This window comes from Streptomyces sp. NPDC101160 (assembly GCF_044768205.1).
Taxonomy (GTDB): Bacteria; Actinomycetota; Actinomycetes; order Streptomycetales; family Streptomycetaceae; genus Streptomyces.
This window is the reverse complement of the sequence record NZ_JBIWPJ010000001.1, coordinates 1,014,883-1,029,280: the sequence shown is the minus strand read 5'-3', so window position 1 is coordinate 1,029,280 and position 14,398 is coordinate 1,014,883. Positions and strand designations below refer to the sequence as shown.

The following is a 14,398-nucleotide window of genomic DNA, read 5'->3' as shown; positions in this document are numbered from 1 at the left end:
ACCGCCCGATCCGCGCGGCCACCCGGACGTCTCCTCCCGAGGCCCCCACGCACCACTCTCATTCACCTACCCTCAAGGCAAGGCAGAGATGGCACCACTGTCCGCGCGTCGGCAACCCCTCACCACCGTCCACCCGGTGGACGAGGTCCTCCCCCTCCCCACCCTCGCGCTCTACGGATTCCAGCACGTCCTGGCGTTCTACGCCGGCGCGGTGCTCGTACCGGTGATCCTGGGCAGCAGCCTCGGCCTGTCACGGCAGGAACTCGTCTACCTCATCAACGCCGACCTGGTCACCGCCGGCATCGCCACCGTCATCCAGGCCTGGGGCTTCTGGCGGATCGGCGCCCGGCTGCCGCTCGTCCAGGGCGCGACCTTCACGGCCGTCTCACCGATGATCGCCATCGGCCAGGGCGCGGGCGGCGGCACCGCCGGACTCCTCGTGGTGTACGGCGCCGTGATCACCGGCGGCGTCGCCGCCTTCCTGGTCGCGCCCTTCGCCGGGCGCCTGACCGCGTACTTCCCGCCGGTCGTCACCGGCACCCTCCTCACGGTCATCGGCGTCGTCCTCATCCCGGTGGCGCTCCAGGACGTCGGCGGCGGCGCGGCGCTCCTGGGCGGACCCCTGTACGGGACCCCCGGCGACCTCGCGTACGCGGGCGGCACCCTCCTGTTCATCCTGATCGTGATGCGGTTCGGCGGCCCCTTCCTGCGCAGCATCGCGATCCTGCTCGGGCTGGTGGGCGGAACCGCCGTCGCGTGGCTGCTCGGCGACGCCCGGTTCGACACGGTCGACCAGGCCGGCTGGCTCGGCGTCAGCACGCCCTTCCACTACGGCCTGCCGCACTTCCAGGTCCTGCCCATGCTCGCGATGGTGATCGTCATGCTCATCACCATGGTGGAGACCACGGGAGACGTGTACGCCATGGGTGAGATCACCGGGCGCGCCGTCGACGGCGAGACGGTCAGCCGCGCGCTGCGGGCCGACGGCGTCGCCACCGTCCTCGGCGGAATCCTCAACTCCTTCCCGTACGTGGCGTTCGCTGAGAACATCGGCCTGGTCCGCATCTCCCGCGTCACCAGCCGCTTCGTCGTGGTCGCGGCCGGCTTCTTCATGATCGTCCTCGGCCTGGTGCCGAAGATCGGCGCCGTGGTGGCCTCCGTGCCCCACCCGGTGCTCGGCGCGGCCGCCGTCGCGATGTTCGGCATGGTCGCCACCGTAGGCATCCAGATCCTCGCCAAGGTCGACCTGCGGGAGGAGCGCAACGCCATCATCCTCGCCGTCAGCCTCGGCGCCGCGATGCTCCCGACCGCCGTCGCCCCCTTCTTCGAGCGCATGCCCACCGAGGTGCGCGCCGTCCTCGGCAGCGGCATCACCCTCGGCACGCTGACGGCCGTCCTGCTCAACCTGTTCTTCCACGTGCTGGAGAGCCGCCGCAAGCACGAGGCCATCGACTGGGACGGGCTGGCCGCGTACGAGGACGGAGCGGGCCCGCAGACCACCCCGGTCCGCTGACCACGCCGGTCGGCGGATCACCCCGGTCCGCTGACCATGCCGGTCGGCGGATCACCCCGGTCCGCCGACCGCCACGGCCCGCCGACCCGCTCCCGCTTCCCGCCGCTCCGGGAAGTGCCACCGAGGTGATCCGCACGTGTCCCACCCCTCCCCACCGTTCCGGTCCTCCCATCCTCCGTTCTCTCCCGCCCAGGCCCGGGCCGCCCGCCTCCGCATCGGCCTGACTCCCGAACAGGTCATCGCCGCCATAGGGCAGTTGGGCGTGCACCGACCGGTGCAGGCCCTGATGTGCTGGGAGGCGGGGACGGTGGCACCGTCGGAGGCCGAACTCTTCGCGCTCGCCGACGCACTGTGGTGCCCCGTACCGGTGCTCATGGACCTGCGGCCCAGGTCGCTGCGCGAGCACCGCCTGGCACGCCAGTTCAGCGCCGAACGGCTCGCCCTGCGCATCGGCATGGACCTGCGCGACTACGTCCGCGCCGAGAACGACCACCACTGGAACGGAACCGACCGCCAGACCCTCGTCCTGGCGGACGCCCTGGGCCTCGAACCGGACGAACTGCTGCGCGTCATCGGCCGCGCCGGCGAGCTCGACGCACTGCTCCGGCAGGCCGTCGAGGGCCGGTGGAAGCAGTTCACCGCCCCGCTCGCGCGCCTCGTCGGCGTACGGGAGCGGGCGGTGGTCGACGCGGTGCGCACCCTGCACCAGGAGTACGCCCGCTTCAACGAGCGCTACATGGGCCATCTCGTCGCCCGCAGCGACACCGCCCGGCTGAAGGAGATCGCCACCGAGCGGGCAGCGTGGCTGCACGGCCTCGCCGACCGCTTCCTCCACCTCGTCGGTCACGACGAACGGCGCTGAGGCCGGTCCGGGGAGGAGTCTCCACCGTGATGACGTCGTCATTTCGTCGGCCGAAGGGGGAACCGCCGAGGGGCTGGGCACACTCTGCGTGTCGTAGAGGCTTCGACAGAAGGATGACCCGCGCATGATCACGCTCACCAAGGAAGACGGCCCGGCGGACCTGGACGGAGTGACCCACCTGTCCATAGGGGTCTCCTGGGACCCCACCGGCGGCAGCGCCGGCGGAGTGCTGGGCAAGCTGCGCCGCAAGACCGGCACCGACCTCGACCTGATCGCCATCGCCATGCAGGGCGCGGACCCGGTGCGCCTCGCGGGGCTCGACTCGCTCGACCCGATGGGCAACGGCTCCCTGGTCCACAGCGGTGACAACCAGACCGGTCACGGGGACGGCGACGACGAGACGATCACCGTCGAGTTCGCCCGTATCCCGTCCCACATCACGTCGATCGTGTTCGTCGCCGCCGCGTACAAGAAGGGCAGCTCCTTCCAGAAGGCGCGCAACATCAGCTTCAAGGTCTACGACTCGACCGGCGGCAGCTCCCAGCAGGTCGCCGACATCTGGCCCAGCCTGCTGACGCAGGACAACGGCTGCGCGGTGGCCAAGGCGATGCGGGTCGGCGGCGCGTGGAAGCTCGAAGTGATCAACGTGACGGGGAAGGTCAAGCAGGGCGACGAGCACGCCCTGATGCGTTTCGCGATGAGCAAGTAGCCGGCGGGGCCGTGGTGTGAGGGCGGCGGGGCCGTGGCGTGAGGGCGGCGGGGTCGCGGCCCGTGAGGCCGTGGCCCCGCCGCCCGCGTACCCGCCTGCCGCTGCGCCGCGCACCCGCGGCATGTTCCGGCAACGGGCCGCGCCCGGCCGCCACTTCACGCTGGCGTCGGCTTCGCCCCGTGGACTAGCTTGTGGCCATGACTAGCGGGACGGCCTCGCGCCGCACACGGATCGGTGACCCGGTGCTCCGCTGAGCGCCGTACGGGCCGGTGCGGGCCCGCTGTCCGGCCGAGGGCCGTGCGTCGCCGCGCGGGCCCCTCCTCCTCGCGTTGATCACGAGCTCGGCACATCGACGACGACAGGAGATCCCCATGCCCACCGAGACCTTGCTGATTCCCACCGCGGACGGCCAGGCCGACGCCTTCGCCGCCTTCCCCGACGACGGCGAGCGGCACCCGGCGGTGCTGATGTACCCGGACGCCTTCGGCCTGCGGCCCGGACTGCGGGAGATGGCCCGCGAACTGGCCGGGCACGGCTACTACGTGCTCGTGCCCAACTTCTACTACCGGCAGGGTCCGGCACCGGTGGTCGAGCTTCCCGAGTTCATCGGGAAGGAGAGCCGGCCCGGGCTCTTCGCCCAGTTGATGCCCTTGATGGAAGAGCACCTCACCACCGAGCGTTCCCTGCGCGACGCCGACGCCTATCTCGCGTTCCTCGCCGGCCGGCCCGAGGTCGGCGCGGGACCGGTCGCCGTGACCGGCTACTGCATCGGCTCCCTCCTGGCGCTGCGCACCGCGGCGGCCCACCCGGACCGGGTGGCCGCCGTCGCCGGATTCCACCCCGGCTTCCTGGTCACCGACGCGCCCGACAGCCCGCACCGCCTGGTGCCCACGCTCGCCGCCGAGGTCCATCTCGGCATCGCCGAGGGCGACATGACACCGCAGATCGCCACCGAGCTGTACGAGGCCCTGGACGCCGCCGGGGCCGGACACACCTGCGAGATCTACCCCGGCACCGTCCACGGCTTCACGATGTCCGACACCGACGCCTTCAGCCCCTCCGGGGCGAAGCTCCACTGGGACCGCCTGCTCTCCCTCCTGGAGCGCACCCTGACCGCCGGCTGAGCTCACCCCGCCGCGGGCAAGTCGGACGGCCGCGGCGGAGTTCGCTCCCGCCCCCGGTCACGGCCCGGCCCCCACGTCCAGGCGCGGGGGCTCGGGCCACTCCTGCGACTGCCCGAGACCGACGACGCTGCCGAGACCTTCCCCGTATGTCCGGCCCGGCTCCGTGCCGGTGAGGAACCAGCACTCGAAGTGGTCGTCGAGGACGCCCCGGGCGTCGGTCAGGAAGACGGTGAACAGCGGATCGTCGGCGATGCCCAGGCCGTGCAGCGCCGCGACCCGCGGCGCGTCGCCCACGACCAGCCGGGCGCGCGCCCTGCGGCCGACGGCGATGTCGGCCTTGCCGTCGAGGTAGACGGAGGACTTCATCAACATCCCGCGGAACGCGCAGTAGTTGACCGCGCCCACCCGCAGTGGCAGCGCCGTCGCCGGCGGGCGGGCGATCTCGATGTACATCCCGAGCCGGCCGTCGACCTCGTACTGGCTGGAGACCGCCGTGTCACCGACCTTGAAGTCCAGACTCGCCCGGTGCTTCGGCATCCCCCAGATGCCCTTGCCGCCCTTGACGGAGACCTCGCTGCTCACCGGCAGGTCCACGACGTACTGCCCGGTGCGGAACGCGCCGCGCAGCAGCCCCGGGAGCAGCGGCGGGCCCGGGCGCGGCCCGTGCGTGCAGGCGATCGCGACGGAGAACTCGATGTAGCGCCCGATGTCCGTCCGCAGGTAGTCGACGACCGTGACGAGCAGCAGCCCCTTCCCGCCCGGCAGCGCCAGCGGGTGCAGTTCGTCGCCGGGCAGCAGCCGGGCGGCCGCCGCACGGTCGACCGTGAAGCCGGCCATCAGGGCGGGTGTGTCGACCGAGTCGACGGGCAGCACGAACGGGATGTCGTCCACCAGGGCGTGCCGGCCGGCGAGCCGGCGCTGCCGCCGCGGCACCGGGGAGGGCACGGCCGAGAGCACCGGCCGGGCCAGGCGCAGCATCCGGCTCATCCGGTCCATCCGGTCCATCCGGTCCGTCCGGCTCATCGGGCGAGCTCCTCGAGGATCAGGGGGTACGTGTCGGTCGCCGCGTCACGGCCCAGGAAGACGTCGAGGTGGCCATAGCCGGGCAGCAGGTGCAGACGGTCGTCGCGGCCGGGGCGGTGCCGGCTCAGGAAGTCGTAGGTGCGCTCCTGGCTCTCCGCCAGGAAGCAGTGGTTGTCCTCGCCGGCGAAGAGCGCGATCCGCGCGTCTGTCCGCGGCGCCCGGTCGGCGAAGGCCGGCGGCAGGGAGTCGATGCCCTCGGTCGTGACCAGCTGCCCGGCCCGGATGCACCGGTTCATCTGGGCGAAGAACGTCATCGGCACCTCGGCGAACTCGCCGCGGATCCAGTCGTGCGTGGCCTCGTCGAGGTTGGCGTGGGACCACAGGGCCGGCCAGCCGGCGCCGTAGGTGAAACTGACCATGCGGCACACCGAGTTCCGGCACTCCGGGTGGGTGGCGCGGACGAATGCCACGATCAGGCGGGACAGCGGGCCCGCCGGCCGGTCGCCCCAGGCCGGCGAGATCGCGGGCAGGAAGCGGCTCATCAGCGGCGCCAGGCGGGAGATCTTGAACACCGAGAGCCGGGGCACGACCGGGTGCAGCGACACCGCGTTGCTGACCACCGTCTCCACCTGGGGCAGCAGCCCGGCGGACAGCGCCATCATGAAGGACGTCGATCCCTGGCAGTGCACGACGGCCCTCAGCCGGTCCGCGCCCGTCGCCTCCAGGACGTGCGCCACCGCCGCCGGATGGTCGTACGCCGCCGCCTGGTCCAGCGTCCACGGCACCGGGTCCAGGTCGATCGACGCGCGCCAGTTCAGCAGCCACACGTCCCAGCCGTCGTCGATCAGGGCGTCGACGAAGGTGCGCCGCAGCGGCGGCCGGAACAGCTCGGCCCGCACCCCGGCGCCGTGCACGACGAGCACCGGACCGCGGGTCGGCGGGCGTCGCCGGTCCCGGACGTGGACCAGGGTCAGCGGCCGCCCGTCGAGCGCGGTCAGCGGCAGCACCTCGGTGACGTGGTCGCGAAGGGGCGGTGGCGCAGCCGTCGGGCCGTTGGTCGGCCGGTCGGCAGGCCGGGCCGTCGGGCCGTTGGCCGGTCCGTCGGTCGGCGGGTTCGGCTCAGGGGCGGAGGTCATGGCGGTCACGCTCCCCGGGAGATCACGACGGGGTCCTCGATCAGGTGTACGGCCGGCGGGACGGCGGGCACCGGCCGCTTGCCGCCGTTCGGGGCCTCGCGCAGCTCCCAGTCGCGGCACACGGTGTCGAGGACCAGCGGATAGAGGGTGAGTTCGCCGCCCGGCGCGATCCGCAGCCGCAGGAAGCCCTTGTGGTCCTCGATCGACTGGCCGGACATCTGCCAGTCCGCGACCTCGCCGCCCGTCGCGGACAGCACCCACAGCGCGAACACCCCCGAGCCGAGCACCGCGCCCAGGACGGCCGCTGCGGCCAGGCACACGAACAGCACCGCCCACCCGTCCCAGGACGCCGGGAACGGCAGGGAGACCGCCACGGCCAGCGCGACCAGCGCCACCAGGGCCTGGCCGAGGGCCGCGACCGCCGGGCCCGACGGCGCCGCCGCCCTGCGCCGGCGCAGCAGCCGGTTGAGGAACCCGAGCGCGAGGAGCCCGGCGGCCACCGCCAGGCACACCGCGCCGAAACCCCAGAAGTCGCCGAGACCGGCCCTGCGCACGGCGTCGACCGGCCGCAGCACCCCCTCCGCCAGCGCGAACAGAAAGCTCGTCAGGAGGAAGACCACCGCGTGCAGGCCCGCGGCCAGCTTCGCGAAGCCGAGGTTGCGCCACGGCAGCCAGCGCCCCGACCACGGCACCGCGATGCGCCGGGCGAGCCGCCGCGACTCGGCCGCGTCGGGGTAGGTCCCGCCCATGCGGGCGTACGCGACCGGCGGCACGTCCTTGTCGCGCAGCCGGGAGCCGCGCGGCGGCAGGGGCAGCTCCGCGGGCAGCCGGTGGGTGGCCGCCAGATAGGCGCCGCCGAGCCCGCAGGTCACCATCTGGCGCCGCCGCGGATCCGGCGGCGGCCCGGCGCCGGGCGGGTCGCCGGGCAGGCGTTCGGCGTAACGGGCGTAGTGGTGGCGGTCGCCGGTCAGCCACAGCCGGACCGAAGCGCCCGTCGGCACCGGCTTCCCGGTGTGCGGGTCGAGGCGGCTGCGGACGAGGTTGCGGTCGAACCAGTGCAGCGCGTTGAAGGCGTCGACGTCCCGGTCGGCGCTCTTCACCCAGGTCGGCTCGGCCGAGCAGATGATCACCCCGTCTCCCGCGCGCAGGTTCGCCGACAGGTGCTCCTCGAAGTAGCGCAGCTGCGGGTCGTCGAAGTACGAGCCCAGCTGGCTGTCCAGGCCGACCAGCCACCAGCGTTCGGGCAGCCGGACGCAGAAGTAGCTGCGGGCCTGCCGGGTCTGCCAGGCGCCGATCGGCCGCGACTGCGTGAACATCCGCAGGAACGCGGTCAGGCCGTCGTACCAGTCGTGGTTCCCCGGCAGCGCCACCATCAGCGGCGGTTCGGCTCCCTCGGGCAGGGCGGGCAGGGCGGCCCGGTAGGGGCCCTTCATGCGGTCCTCGTATCCGGTGGCCGAGGCCGTCGGGTACACCTCGTCGCCGCCGAGGACCAGCAGCGAGCCGCGGGGGAGCCGGAGCGGCGCGGCCCCGGGCGCGGCGGTGGCGACGTCGAGTTCCTCCGCGGCGAGGGCGAAGGCCACCGAGGCCGTCGCGTCGAAGCCGTCGCCGAGGTCGGCCACGTAGTCGACCCAGATCTCCCGCGCGTCCGGCCGCCCGAGCGGGGCCTCCAGGAGGTCCGCGTCGAGCACCTTCTGGAACTCCCGCTTGTCCGCGTAACCGGCGAACACGTCCGCGAGGACGACCTTGACCGCGGTGCGGGCCAGCTCCCCGGGGGCCAGCCAGCGCACCTGGTCCTGTGGCGTGAAGCCGAGTTCGTCGGCGTGCCGGCGCAGCTCGCGCGTCTTCACGGGCGCTCCCGGGCCGGGGCGAGGCGGGAGCCGTACACGTCCCACAACTCGCCCAGGAACAGGCGCCCGAAGCTCGCCAGGGCCCGCGTCGGATGCGGCCCGGCGGCGCGGAACGAGGTCAGCTGCCGGGCGAAGTCGGCGGGCAGGATGACGATGACACCGGCCGCGAGGACCGGCGCCTGCGCGTCGCCGCCCTCCGGGACGTGGCCGGCGAGCATCCGGACGTACAGCGTCGAGGTGTCGCTCCACACGTCGAAGCCCGGGCCGTCGTGCACCTCCTTGTGCCCGACGAGCGTGAGCGGAGTGCCGCCGGGGTCGCGCAGGTGCAGCCGGTAGAGCATCCGGCGCCGGGACGGGTCGTCGTCCCGGGTGAACAGGTTGAACCAGCCGGCCTCGACGGGCAGCCGGCCGCCGAGCACGTCGCACTCGACGTGGCCGGCCGCGGCCGCCTGGTGGCGCGGGTCCGCCACGAACCGGTCGACGTCGTCCGCGGTGATCGTGAGCCGGAACATCAGGCGCTGGCCGCGCGTCCGGCCGAGCGCCCGTCCCTCCTCGGGGTCGGTGACGTCGAGCGCCACGTAACCCTTCATCTCCTCCGTGAAGGAGAGGCTGGTGGGCCGCTCGCCGTCGGACGCCGCAGCGGTGGCGGTGGCGGTGCCGGTGCCGGTGGCCGTCGTCGCGGGCCCGGGGCTCGACGCGGCGGCCGACGGCGCGCGGGGCTGCTCCAGGATCCGGGTGCAGGCGCGGTCGGCGCAGGCGGCGATGGTGAGCGACGGGTTGGCGCCCACCGGTCCCGGCAGGGCGGCGCCGTCGAGCACGTACAGGCCCGGATGGCCGAACACCTCGCCGTACGCGTCGCAGACGCCTTCGGCCGGGTGCCGGCCCATCGGCGCGCCGCCCAGCGGGTGCACGGTGATCACCCGGCGGCTCCACCACAGCGGGTTGTCGTGGAACTCGCCGCCGAGCGCCCCGGCCACGTCGGCCATGGTGCGCCGCACCCGCTCGAAGTAGGCGCGCGAGGTGAGGGTCGTCCAGTCGACGTCGAGGTAGCCGCGGCGCAGGCTCATCCGGCCGTCGGGGACGTCCCGTCCCATGCCGAGCAGCGGTAGCGAGGAGCCGGAGAAGACGGCGGGGCCGAGGAGCAGCGCGAGCGCGGCGCTGATGTTGCTCCGCGGACCGCCGCCGAGCCGGGAGCGCAGCCGCCGCAGGACGAACCGGGCGGTGCGGCGCAGGTCGCCGGGGACCTGCGCGGCCTCGGCGAGCCAGTCCACGAAGGCCGGGTAGCCGGCGTCCTCGACGTAGTAGCCGCGGCCGGTGGAGCCGTCGCCGTCGAGCGCGTCGCCGACGCGGATGGCGCTGGTGATGACGGGTCCCGTACTGCTCGCGAGGTTCCGCGGTCCGCTGCCCGCCGAGCCGCCGGTCGCGTTCAGGACCAGACCGAGCAGGTCGCCGTTGCCGGAGAAGCGGCCGCCGAGGGCCGAACCGATGCCGGGCAGCGCGGAACGGTTGCGCAGCAGCAGGTACGTCGAGCCGAACGCGCCGGCCGCGAGGACCAGGCGCCGGCAGCGGATCCGGTGCAGCGGCAGCCGGCCGGTGGGGGTGCGGTGCCCTTCGCGGGCCGGGTCGTGGACCACGTACCGGACCTCGTACCCGCCGCCGGGACGGGGCGCGAAGCCGCGCACCTCGCAGCGGGTGCGGATGTCGGCGCCGTGGTGGCGCGCGGCCGACAGGTAGGTGTGGTCCAGGGTGTTCTTGGCGCCGAAGTTGCAGCCGAGGTCGCACTCGCCGGTGAGCCGGCAGGTCTCGCGCGGCAGGCCGTGGAGGTTGCCGTACGCCGGCTCGGGCAGCGGAGTGCCGGGGACCGGGTCCTCGCCGTCCGCGGCGAAGGAGACGGCGAGCGGCGGCCGGGACACGCGCAGGCCGAGGCGGTCGGCGGCCTCCCGCATGGCCGTGGTCTTCGGGGTGTCCCGGTACGGGTACGGCGTGGCGCCGAGCATCCGCTCGACCTCGGCGTAGTGCGGGTCGAGGTCCGCCCGGCCGATCGGCCAGTTCTCGTAGCCCCCGCCGGGCAGCGGCGACTCGCGGACGAACCACTTCTCGTCCTTGCGCAGCAGGACGTTGGCGTAGATGAGCGAGCCGCCGCCCAAGCCGCTGGACACCACTCCTTCGAGCCCGCGGAAGGACCAGATGTCGAACAGGCCGTGCAGGCCCTCGCTGGGGTCCCAGAAGTTACGGGCCATGGCCGCGGGCGTCCGGGCGAAGCTGCCGGGCGGGTACGGCTTGCCGCGTTCGAGCACGACGACGGAGTGTCCGCCGGCGGCGAGCCGGTACGCGGCGACGGAACCGCCGAATCCGGAACCGACCACGACGACGTCGGCCTCGTCGTCGGCTGCGTGGGCGCGGCGGCGCCGTTCCTGCGTCATCGGTGATCCCCTTACGGGCTCCCTCAGGGCGACAGCGGGCGTTCTGCCCTGAATGGACGCTAATGTCCGTGGTGCAACGACACCAAGCGGACGGTGCGTTCGGGCGAAGCCGGCGCAGGGGGTGCCCGTCCGGGCCGCCGGCCCGGTCCGGATGATGGAGCGCGTGCTGTTCGAATCCCTTTCCGTCGCCGCGCTGGTCGTGGTGCTGGTGTGCGCCGTCATCCGTCCCTTCGGTCGGCCGGAGGCCGCCTTCGCGGTGCCCGCCGCCGCCGTCGTCGTGGCCGCCGGCGCGATCCCGGCGGATGCCGTGCGGGAGGAGGCGGCCCGGCTCGGGCCGGTGATCGGGTTCCTGGCCGCGGTGCTGGTGCTGGCCAAGCTCTGTGACGACGAGGGGCTCTTCCACGCCTGCGGGACCTGGATGGCCCGCTGGGCCCGCCGGCGGCCGCGACGGCTGCTCGGGGCGGTCTTCGCGCTGGCCTCCGTGATCACGGCCGCGCTGAGCCTCGACGCGACGGTGGTCCTGCTGACCCCGGTGGTCTTCGCCACCGCCGCCCGCATGGGCGCCCGGCCGAAGCCGCACGTCTACGCGAGCGCCCACCTGTCGAACACGGCGTCGCTGCTCCTGCCGGTGTCGAACCTGACGAACCTGCTCGCCTTCACCGCCGCCGGGCTGACCTTCACCCGCTTCGCGCTGCTGATGACGCTGCCGTGGCTGGCCGCCATCGCCGTCGAGTACGCGGTCTTCCGCCGTTTCTTCGCCGCCGACCTCGACGCGGCCACCGCGCCGACGGAGCCCGACGAGCCGTCGGAGCTGCCGCTGTTCGCGCTCGTCACCGTGGCCGCGACGCTGGGCGGCTTCGCCGTCGCCTCCGCGCTCGGCATCGACCCCGCCTGGGTCGCCGCGGCCGGCGCGACGGTCCTCGCGGTACGCGCGCTGGTCCGGCGGCACACCACCCCGGCCGCGATCGTGCGCTCCGCCGCCCTGCCGTTCCTCGCCTTCGTGCTCGCCCTCGGCGTCGTCGTACGGGCCGTGGTCGACCACGGTCTCGGCCACGCCCTCGGCCGGCTGGTGCCGGACGGCGCCTCGCTGCCCGCCCTGCTCGGAACGGCCGCGCTCGCCGCCCTGCTCGCGAACCTGATCAACAACCTGCCCGCCGTCCTCGCCCTCGTCCCGCTGGCCGCGCCGTCAGGACCGGGCGCGGTCCTGGCCGTGCTCCTCGGCGTCAACATCGGCCCCAACCTCACCTACGCCGGCTCCCTGGCCACCCTGCTGTGGCGGCGCATCGCCCACCGCCACGACCACGAGATCGCGCTGAAGGAGTTCACCGTCCTCGGCCTGCTCACGGTCCCCGCGGCCCTCCTCGCCTCCACCGTCGCCCTGTGGGCCTCGCTGCGGGTCATCGGTACCTAGGGGGTGCCTCGCCGATCATGCCGGGCTCGCCACCGCGCGTACGCGGGGGTGGCGGCGCACGTTTCCTCGTAACCGGCGGTGAGCCTGCGCAGGATCTCGTCGCCGTGGCGCGCGAGCGGGCCGTCGCGGTGCCAGGCCAGCACATGGCGGTACCAGAGCGGGTTTCCGGCCAGGGGGCGTACGGCGGTGCCCGGGACCTCGACGAAGGTGGCCTGGCAGAGGCTGACCGCCAGACCCGCGCGGACCAGCTCGACCAGCGGGCGTCCCTCCGCCTCGTAGGGCGAGTACGGGCGCCGCCCGGCCGCCGCGCACTCCGACGACCAGTACTCGCGGGTCCCGTCGCCGTCCGGCCGGGGCACCGCCCAGTCCTCGTCCAGGAGCGCGGCCAGCGGCACCTCGTCCAGGCGCGCCAGCGGATGAGCGGCCGGCAGCAGGGCGAAGACCGGTTCGGTGGCGAGGGGGTGGAGCACCACGCCGTCGCGGTGCGGCAGCCGCCGGCCGGGATGGTCACCGAGGACCGCCGCCTCCAGCCGGTCGGCGGCCAGCTCGTCGAGCAGCGTGACGGGGGAGTGCTGACAGCGCGCCGTCACCTCGGCCTCCGGCAGCAGCGCCTTGACGGCCAGGACGAGCCGGCCGAGCAGGGGCGCGCCGACCGAGCCGACGCGGACCCGGTCGCAGACCGACATCCGGCGGGCCATCCGGGCGGTGTCGGCGATCAGGCCGTCGACGCCGGGGAGGACGGAGCGGGCCCGGTCGAGCACCAGCTCGCCGAAAGGGGTGGCGACGACCCCGGCCCGGCCCCGGGCGAACAGCACTCCGCCCAGCATCGCCTCGATGCGGCGCAGCTGGGCGCTGAGTCCGGGCTGGGTCGTCCCGAGAGCGGCGGCGGCGCGGGTGAGGCTGCCCGCGTCGGCGATCGCGCACAGCACGCGCAGATGGCGTACCTCCAGGTCCATGGCGCGGATGTTATGGACCGGCGACGGCTTCCGGACACCCTCCCGCCCCCTCAAGCTATGTGAAATGTCACACGGCATACATCACCTGCGTCAACTCCACGAGAGGAAAGGTCGCGTGAGGACACGTCAACGCGCCGCGCTCTGGGCACCCCTGCTCGCCACTCTGCTGCTGGTCCTGGCCGGCCTCCACCCGGCCCGCGCCGCCACCGCCACGACCGACCCGGCCTCCGCCTGCGCCCTGCGCGGCACCACCGGCTGGACGGACGAGGGGCACGACACCGACTGGTCCGTCTTCCAGCGCCCCGCCGGCACCGTCCGGGTCGGCATGATCTTCGTCGACTTCCCCGACGCGCCGGCCACCGAAGCCCCCGCCGACGACGCCGCCCAGATCACTCCGGGCGCCGACTGGCTGTGGAACGCCTCCTACGGCAAGGTCTGGCTCGCCATCAGCCAGCACCGCCAGTGGACGCGGATGCCGCACGCCTCCACCGACTACGGCTTCGCGCGCGGACTGACCCACGAGGCCCACGAGGCGTACATCAGGGACGCGGTCGCCGCGGCGGATCCGTATGTCGACTTCTCCCGCTACGACATGGTGTACGTCGTCCCGACGCGGAACGCCTCGGCGATCTCCTTCACGCCCACCTACATCCACGACCCCGGCACCGCCGGCGTCCGTGCCGACGGCACGCTGCTGAAGTGGGCCGTGACCTTCGGGCAGGACATGTGGCACTGGGGACCCAAGCTGGTGGCCCACGAGACCGGACACACCTTCGGACTCCCCGACCTCTACGCCTTCACCGGAACCGACGTCCACCGCCACGTCGCCGGCTGGGACGTGATGGGACTCATCAGCGGGCCCGGGTCCCAGTACTTCGCCTGGCAGTCCTGGAAGCTCGGCTGGATCACGGACGGCCAGGTCGTGTGCCGGGCCTCGGCGGGCAGTGACACCGTGCACCTGACCGCGGTCGAGTACGGCAGCGGCACCAGCATGGCGGTCGTCCGCACCGGCCCCACCACCGCCTACGTCGTCGAGTCGAGACGGGCGGTGCGGGCCGACGGCGGCGTCTGCTCGACCGGCGCGCTGGTCTACAAGGTCGACACCTCCGTCGCGACCGGCCAGGGCCCCGTACAGGTCGTCGACGCGAAGCCGACCGCCACCCCGGCGGCCGGCTGCCGGCCGCTGGACGACGCCCCCTTCTGGACCGGCCAGTCCTACACCGACGCGACGGCCGGAGTGCGCATCGAGGTGCTCGGCGCCGACGGATACGGGGAGACCGTGCGCGTCACCAAGTGGTAGACGGACGAGCAGGGTCGTGGGGGGGGGGGGGGCCCCCCGCCCCGCCCCCCCCCCCCCCCCCCCCCCCCCCCCCCCCCCCCCCCCCCCCCCCCCC

11 protein-coding genes are annotated in these 14,398 nt (G+C 73.9%); 6 read left to right on the top strand and 5 right to left on the bottom strand.

Features of this window, described 5'->3' with window-relative positions:
- The first annotated feature begins 88 nt into the window (after positions 1–88).
- From ACIRSU_RS04525 to ACIRSU_RS04510, 4 genes are all read left to right on the top strand, one after another.
- Complete coding sequence (locus tag ACIRSU_RS04525) at positions 89–1,513, top strand: nucleobase:cation symporter-2 family protein (protein WP_403789124.1); 1,425 nt, start codon at positions 89–91, stop codon at positions 1,511–1,513.
- 136 nt (positions 1,514–1,649) lie between these two features.
- Positions 1,650–2,375: a transcriptional regulator gene (locus ACIRSU_RS04520; protein WP_403789122.1), complete on the top strand. Its 726-nt coding sequence runs from the start codon at positions 1,650–1,652 to the stop codon at positions 2,373–2,375.
- Between the two features lie 124 nt (positions 2,376–2,499).
- Complete coding sequence (locus ACIRSU_RS04515) at positions 2,500–3,084, top strand: TerD family protein (RefSeq protein WP_403789120.1); 585 nt, start codon at positions 2,500–2,502, stop codon at positions 3,082–3,084.
- Positions 3,085–3,455: 371 nt separating this feature from the next.
- Positions 3,456–4,208, top strand: a complete 753-nt coding sequence (locus tag ACIRSU_RS04510; RefSeq protein WP_403789118.1) for a dienelactone hydrolase family protein — start codon at positions 3,456–3,458, stop codon at positions 4,206–4,208.
- A gap of 57 nt (positions 4,209–4,265) precedes the next feature.
- Here the strand turns inward: ACIRSU_RS04510 and ACIRSU_RS04505 are convergent, their stop codons facing one another.
- Genes ACIRSU_RS04505 through ACIRSU_RS04490 form a run of 4 tightly spaced genes read right to left on the bottom strand, consistent with a single transcriptional unit; the run spans position 4,266 to position 10,637 of the window.
- Complete coding sequence (locus tag ACIRSU_RS04505; RefSeq protein ID WP_403789116.1) at positions 4,266–5,231, bottom strand: acetoacetate decarboxylase family protein; 966 nt, start codon at positions 5,229–5,231, stop codon at positions 4,266–4,268.
- A complete protein-coding gene (locus ACIRSU_RS04500; protein ID WP_403789114.1) occupies positions 5,228–6,367 on the bottom strand; it encodes an alpha/beta fold hydrolase in 1,140 nt (379 codons plus the stop codon). The genes ACIRSU_RS04505 and ACIRSU_RS04500 overlap by 4 nt, the downstream gene beginning before the upstream one ends.
- Before the next feature lie 5 nt (positions 6,368–6,372).
- Positions 6,373–8,214 carry a hypothetical protein gene (locus ACIRSU_RS04495; protein ID WP_403789112.1) on the bottom strand — a complete coding sequence of 614 codons (1,842 nt, stop codon included), beginning with the start codon at positions 8,212–8,214 and terminating at the stop codon, positions 6,373–6,375.
- Positions 8,211–10,637: a GMC family oxidoreductase gene (locus tag ACIRSU_RS04490; protein ID WP_403789110.1), complete on the bottom strand. Its 2,427-nt coding sequence runs from the start codon at positions 10,635–10,637 to the stop codon at positions 8,211–8,213. The genes ACIRSU_RS04495 and ACIRSU_RS04490 overlap by 4 nt, the downstream gene beginning before the upstream one ends.
- Positions 10,638–10,788: 151 nt before the next feature.
- Here ACIRSU_RS04490 and ACIRSU_RS04485 point away from each other — a divergent pair, with 151 nt between their 5' ends.
- Positions 10,789–12,048, top strand: coding sequence for an SLC13 family permease (locus ACIRSU_RS04485; RefSeq protein ID WP_403789398.1), 1,260 nt, complete (start codon positions 10,789–10,791; stop codon positions 12,046–12,048).
- On the opposite strand, the gene ACIRSU_RS04480 is transcribed toward ACIRSU_RS04485, so the two are convergent.
- Positions 12,045–13,004 (bottom strand): LysR substrate-binding domain-containing protein, encoded by a 960-nt coding sequence (locus ACIRSU_RS04480; RefSeq protein ID WP_403789108.1) that lies wholly within the window; start codon positions 13,002–13,004, stop codon positions 12,045–12,047. The genes ACIRSU_RS04485 and ACIRSU_RS04480 overlap by 4 nt on opposite strands.
- Positions 13,005–13,119: 115 nt before the next feature.
- Here ACIRSU_RS04480 and ACIRSU_RS04475 point away from each other — a divergent pair, with 115 nt between their 5' ends.
- Complete coding sequence (locus ACIRSU_RS04475) at positions 13,120–14,304, top strand: M6 family metalloprotease domain-containing protein (RefSeq protein ID WP_403789106.1); 1,185 nt, start codon at positions 13,120–13,122, stop codon at positions 14,302–14,304.
- The last annotated feature ends 94 nt before the right edge of the window (positions 14,305–14,398 follow it).

What these genes read in the sequence shown, in the direction of transcription:
- ACIRSU_RS04525 (WP_403789124.1), top strand. Translation starts at nt 89, where the DNA reads ATGGCACCACTGTCCGCGCGTCGGCAACCCCTCACCACCGTCCACCCG.
- ACIRSU_RS04515 (WP_403789120.1), top strand. Translation starts at nt 2,500, where the DNA reads ATGATCACGCTCACCAAGGAAGACGGCCCGGCGGACCTGGACGGAGTG.
- ACIRSU_RS04510 (WP_403789118.1), top strand. Translation starts at nt 3,456, where the DNA reads ATGCCCACCGAGACCTTGCTGATTCCCACCGCGGACGGCCAGGCCGAC.
- ACIRSU_RS04505 (WP_403789116.1), bottom strand. Translation starts at nt 5,231, where the DNA reads ATGAGCCGGACGGACCGGATGGACCGGATGGACCGGATGAGCCGGATG.
- ACIRSU_RS04500 (WP_403789114.1), bottom strand. Translation starts at nt 6,367, where the DNA reads ATGACCTCCGCCCCTGAGCCGAACCCGCCGACCGACGGACCGGCCAAC.
- ACIRSU_RS04490 (WP_403789110.1), bottom strand. Translation starts at nt 10,637, where the DNA reads ATGACGCAGGAACGGCGCCGCCGCGCCCACGCAGCCGACGACGAGGCC.
- ACIRSU_RS04485 (WP_403789398.1), top strand. Translation starts at nt 10,789, where the DNA reads ATGATGGAGCGCGTGCTGTTCGAATCCCTTTCCGTCGCCGCGCTGGTC.
- ACIRSU_RS04480 (WP_403789108.1), bottom strand. Translation starts at nt 13,004, where the DNA reads ATGGACCTGGAGGTACGCCATCTGCGCGTGCTGTGCGCGATCGCCGAC.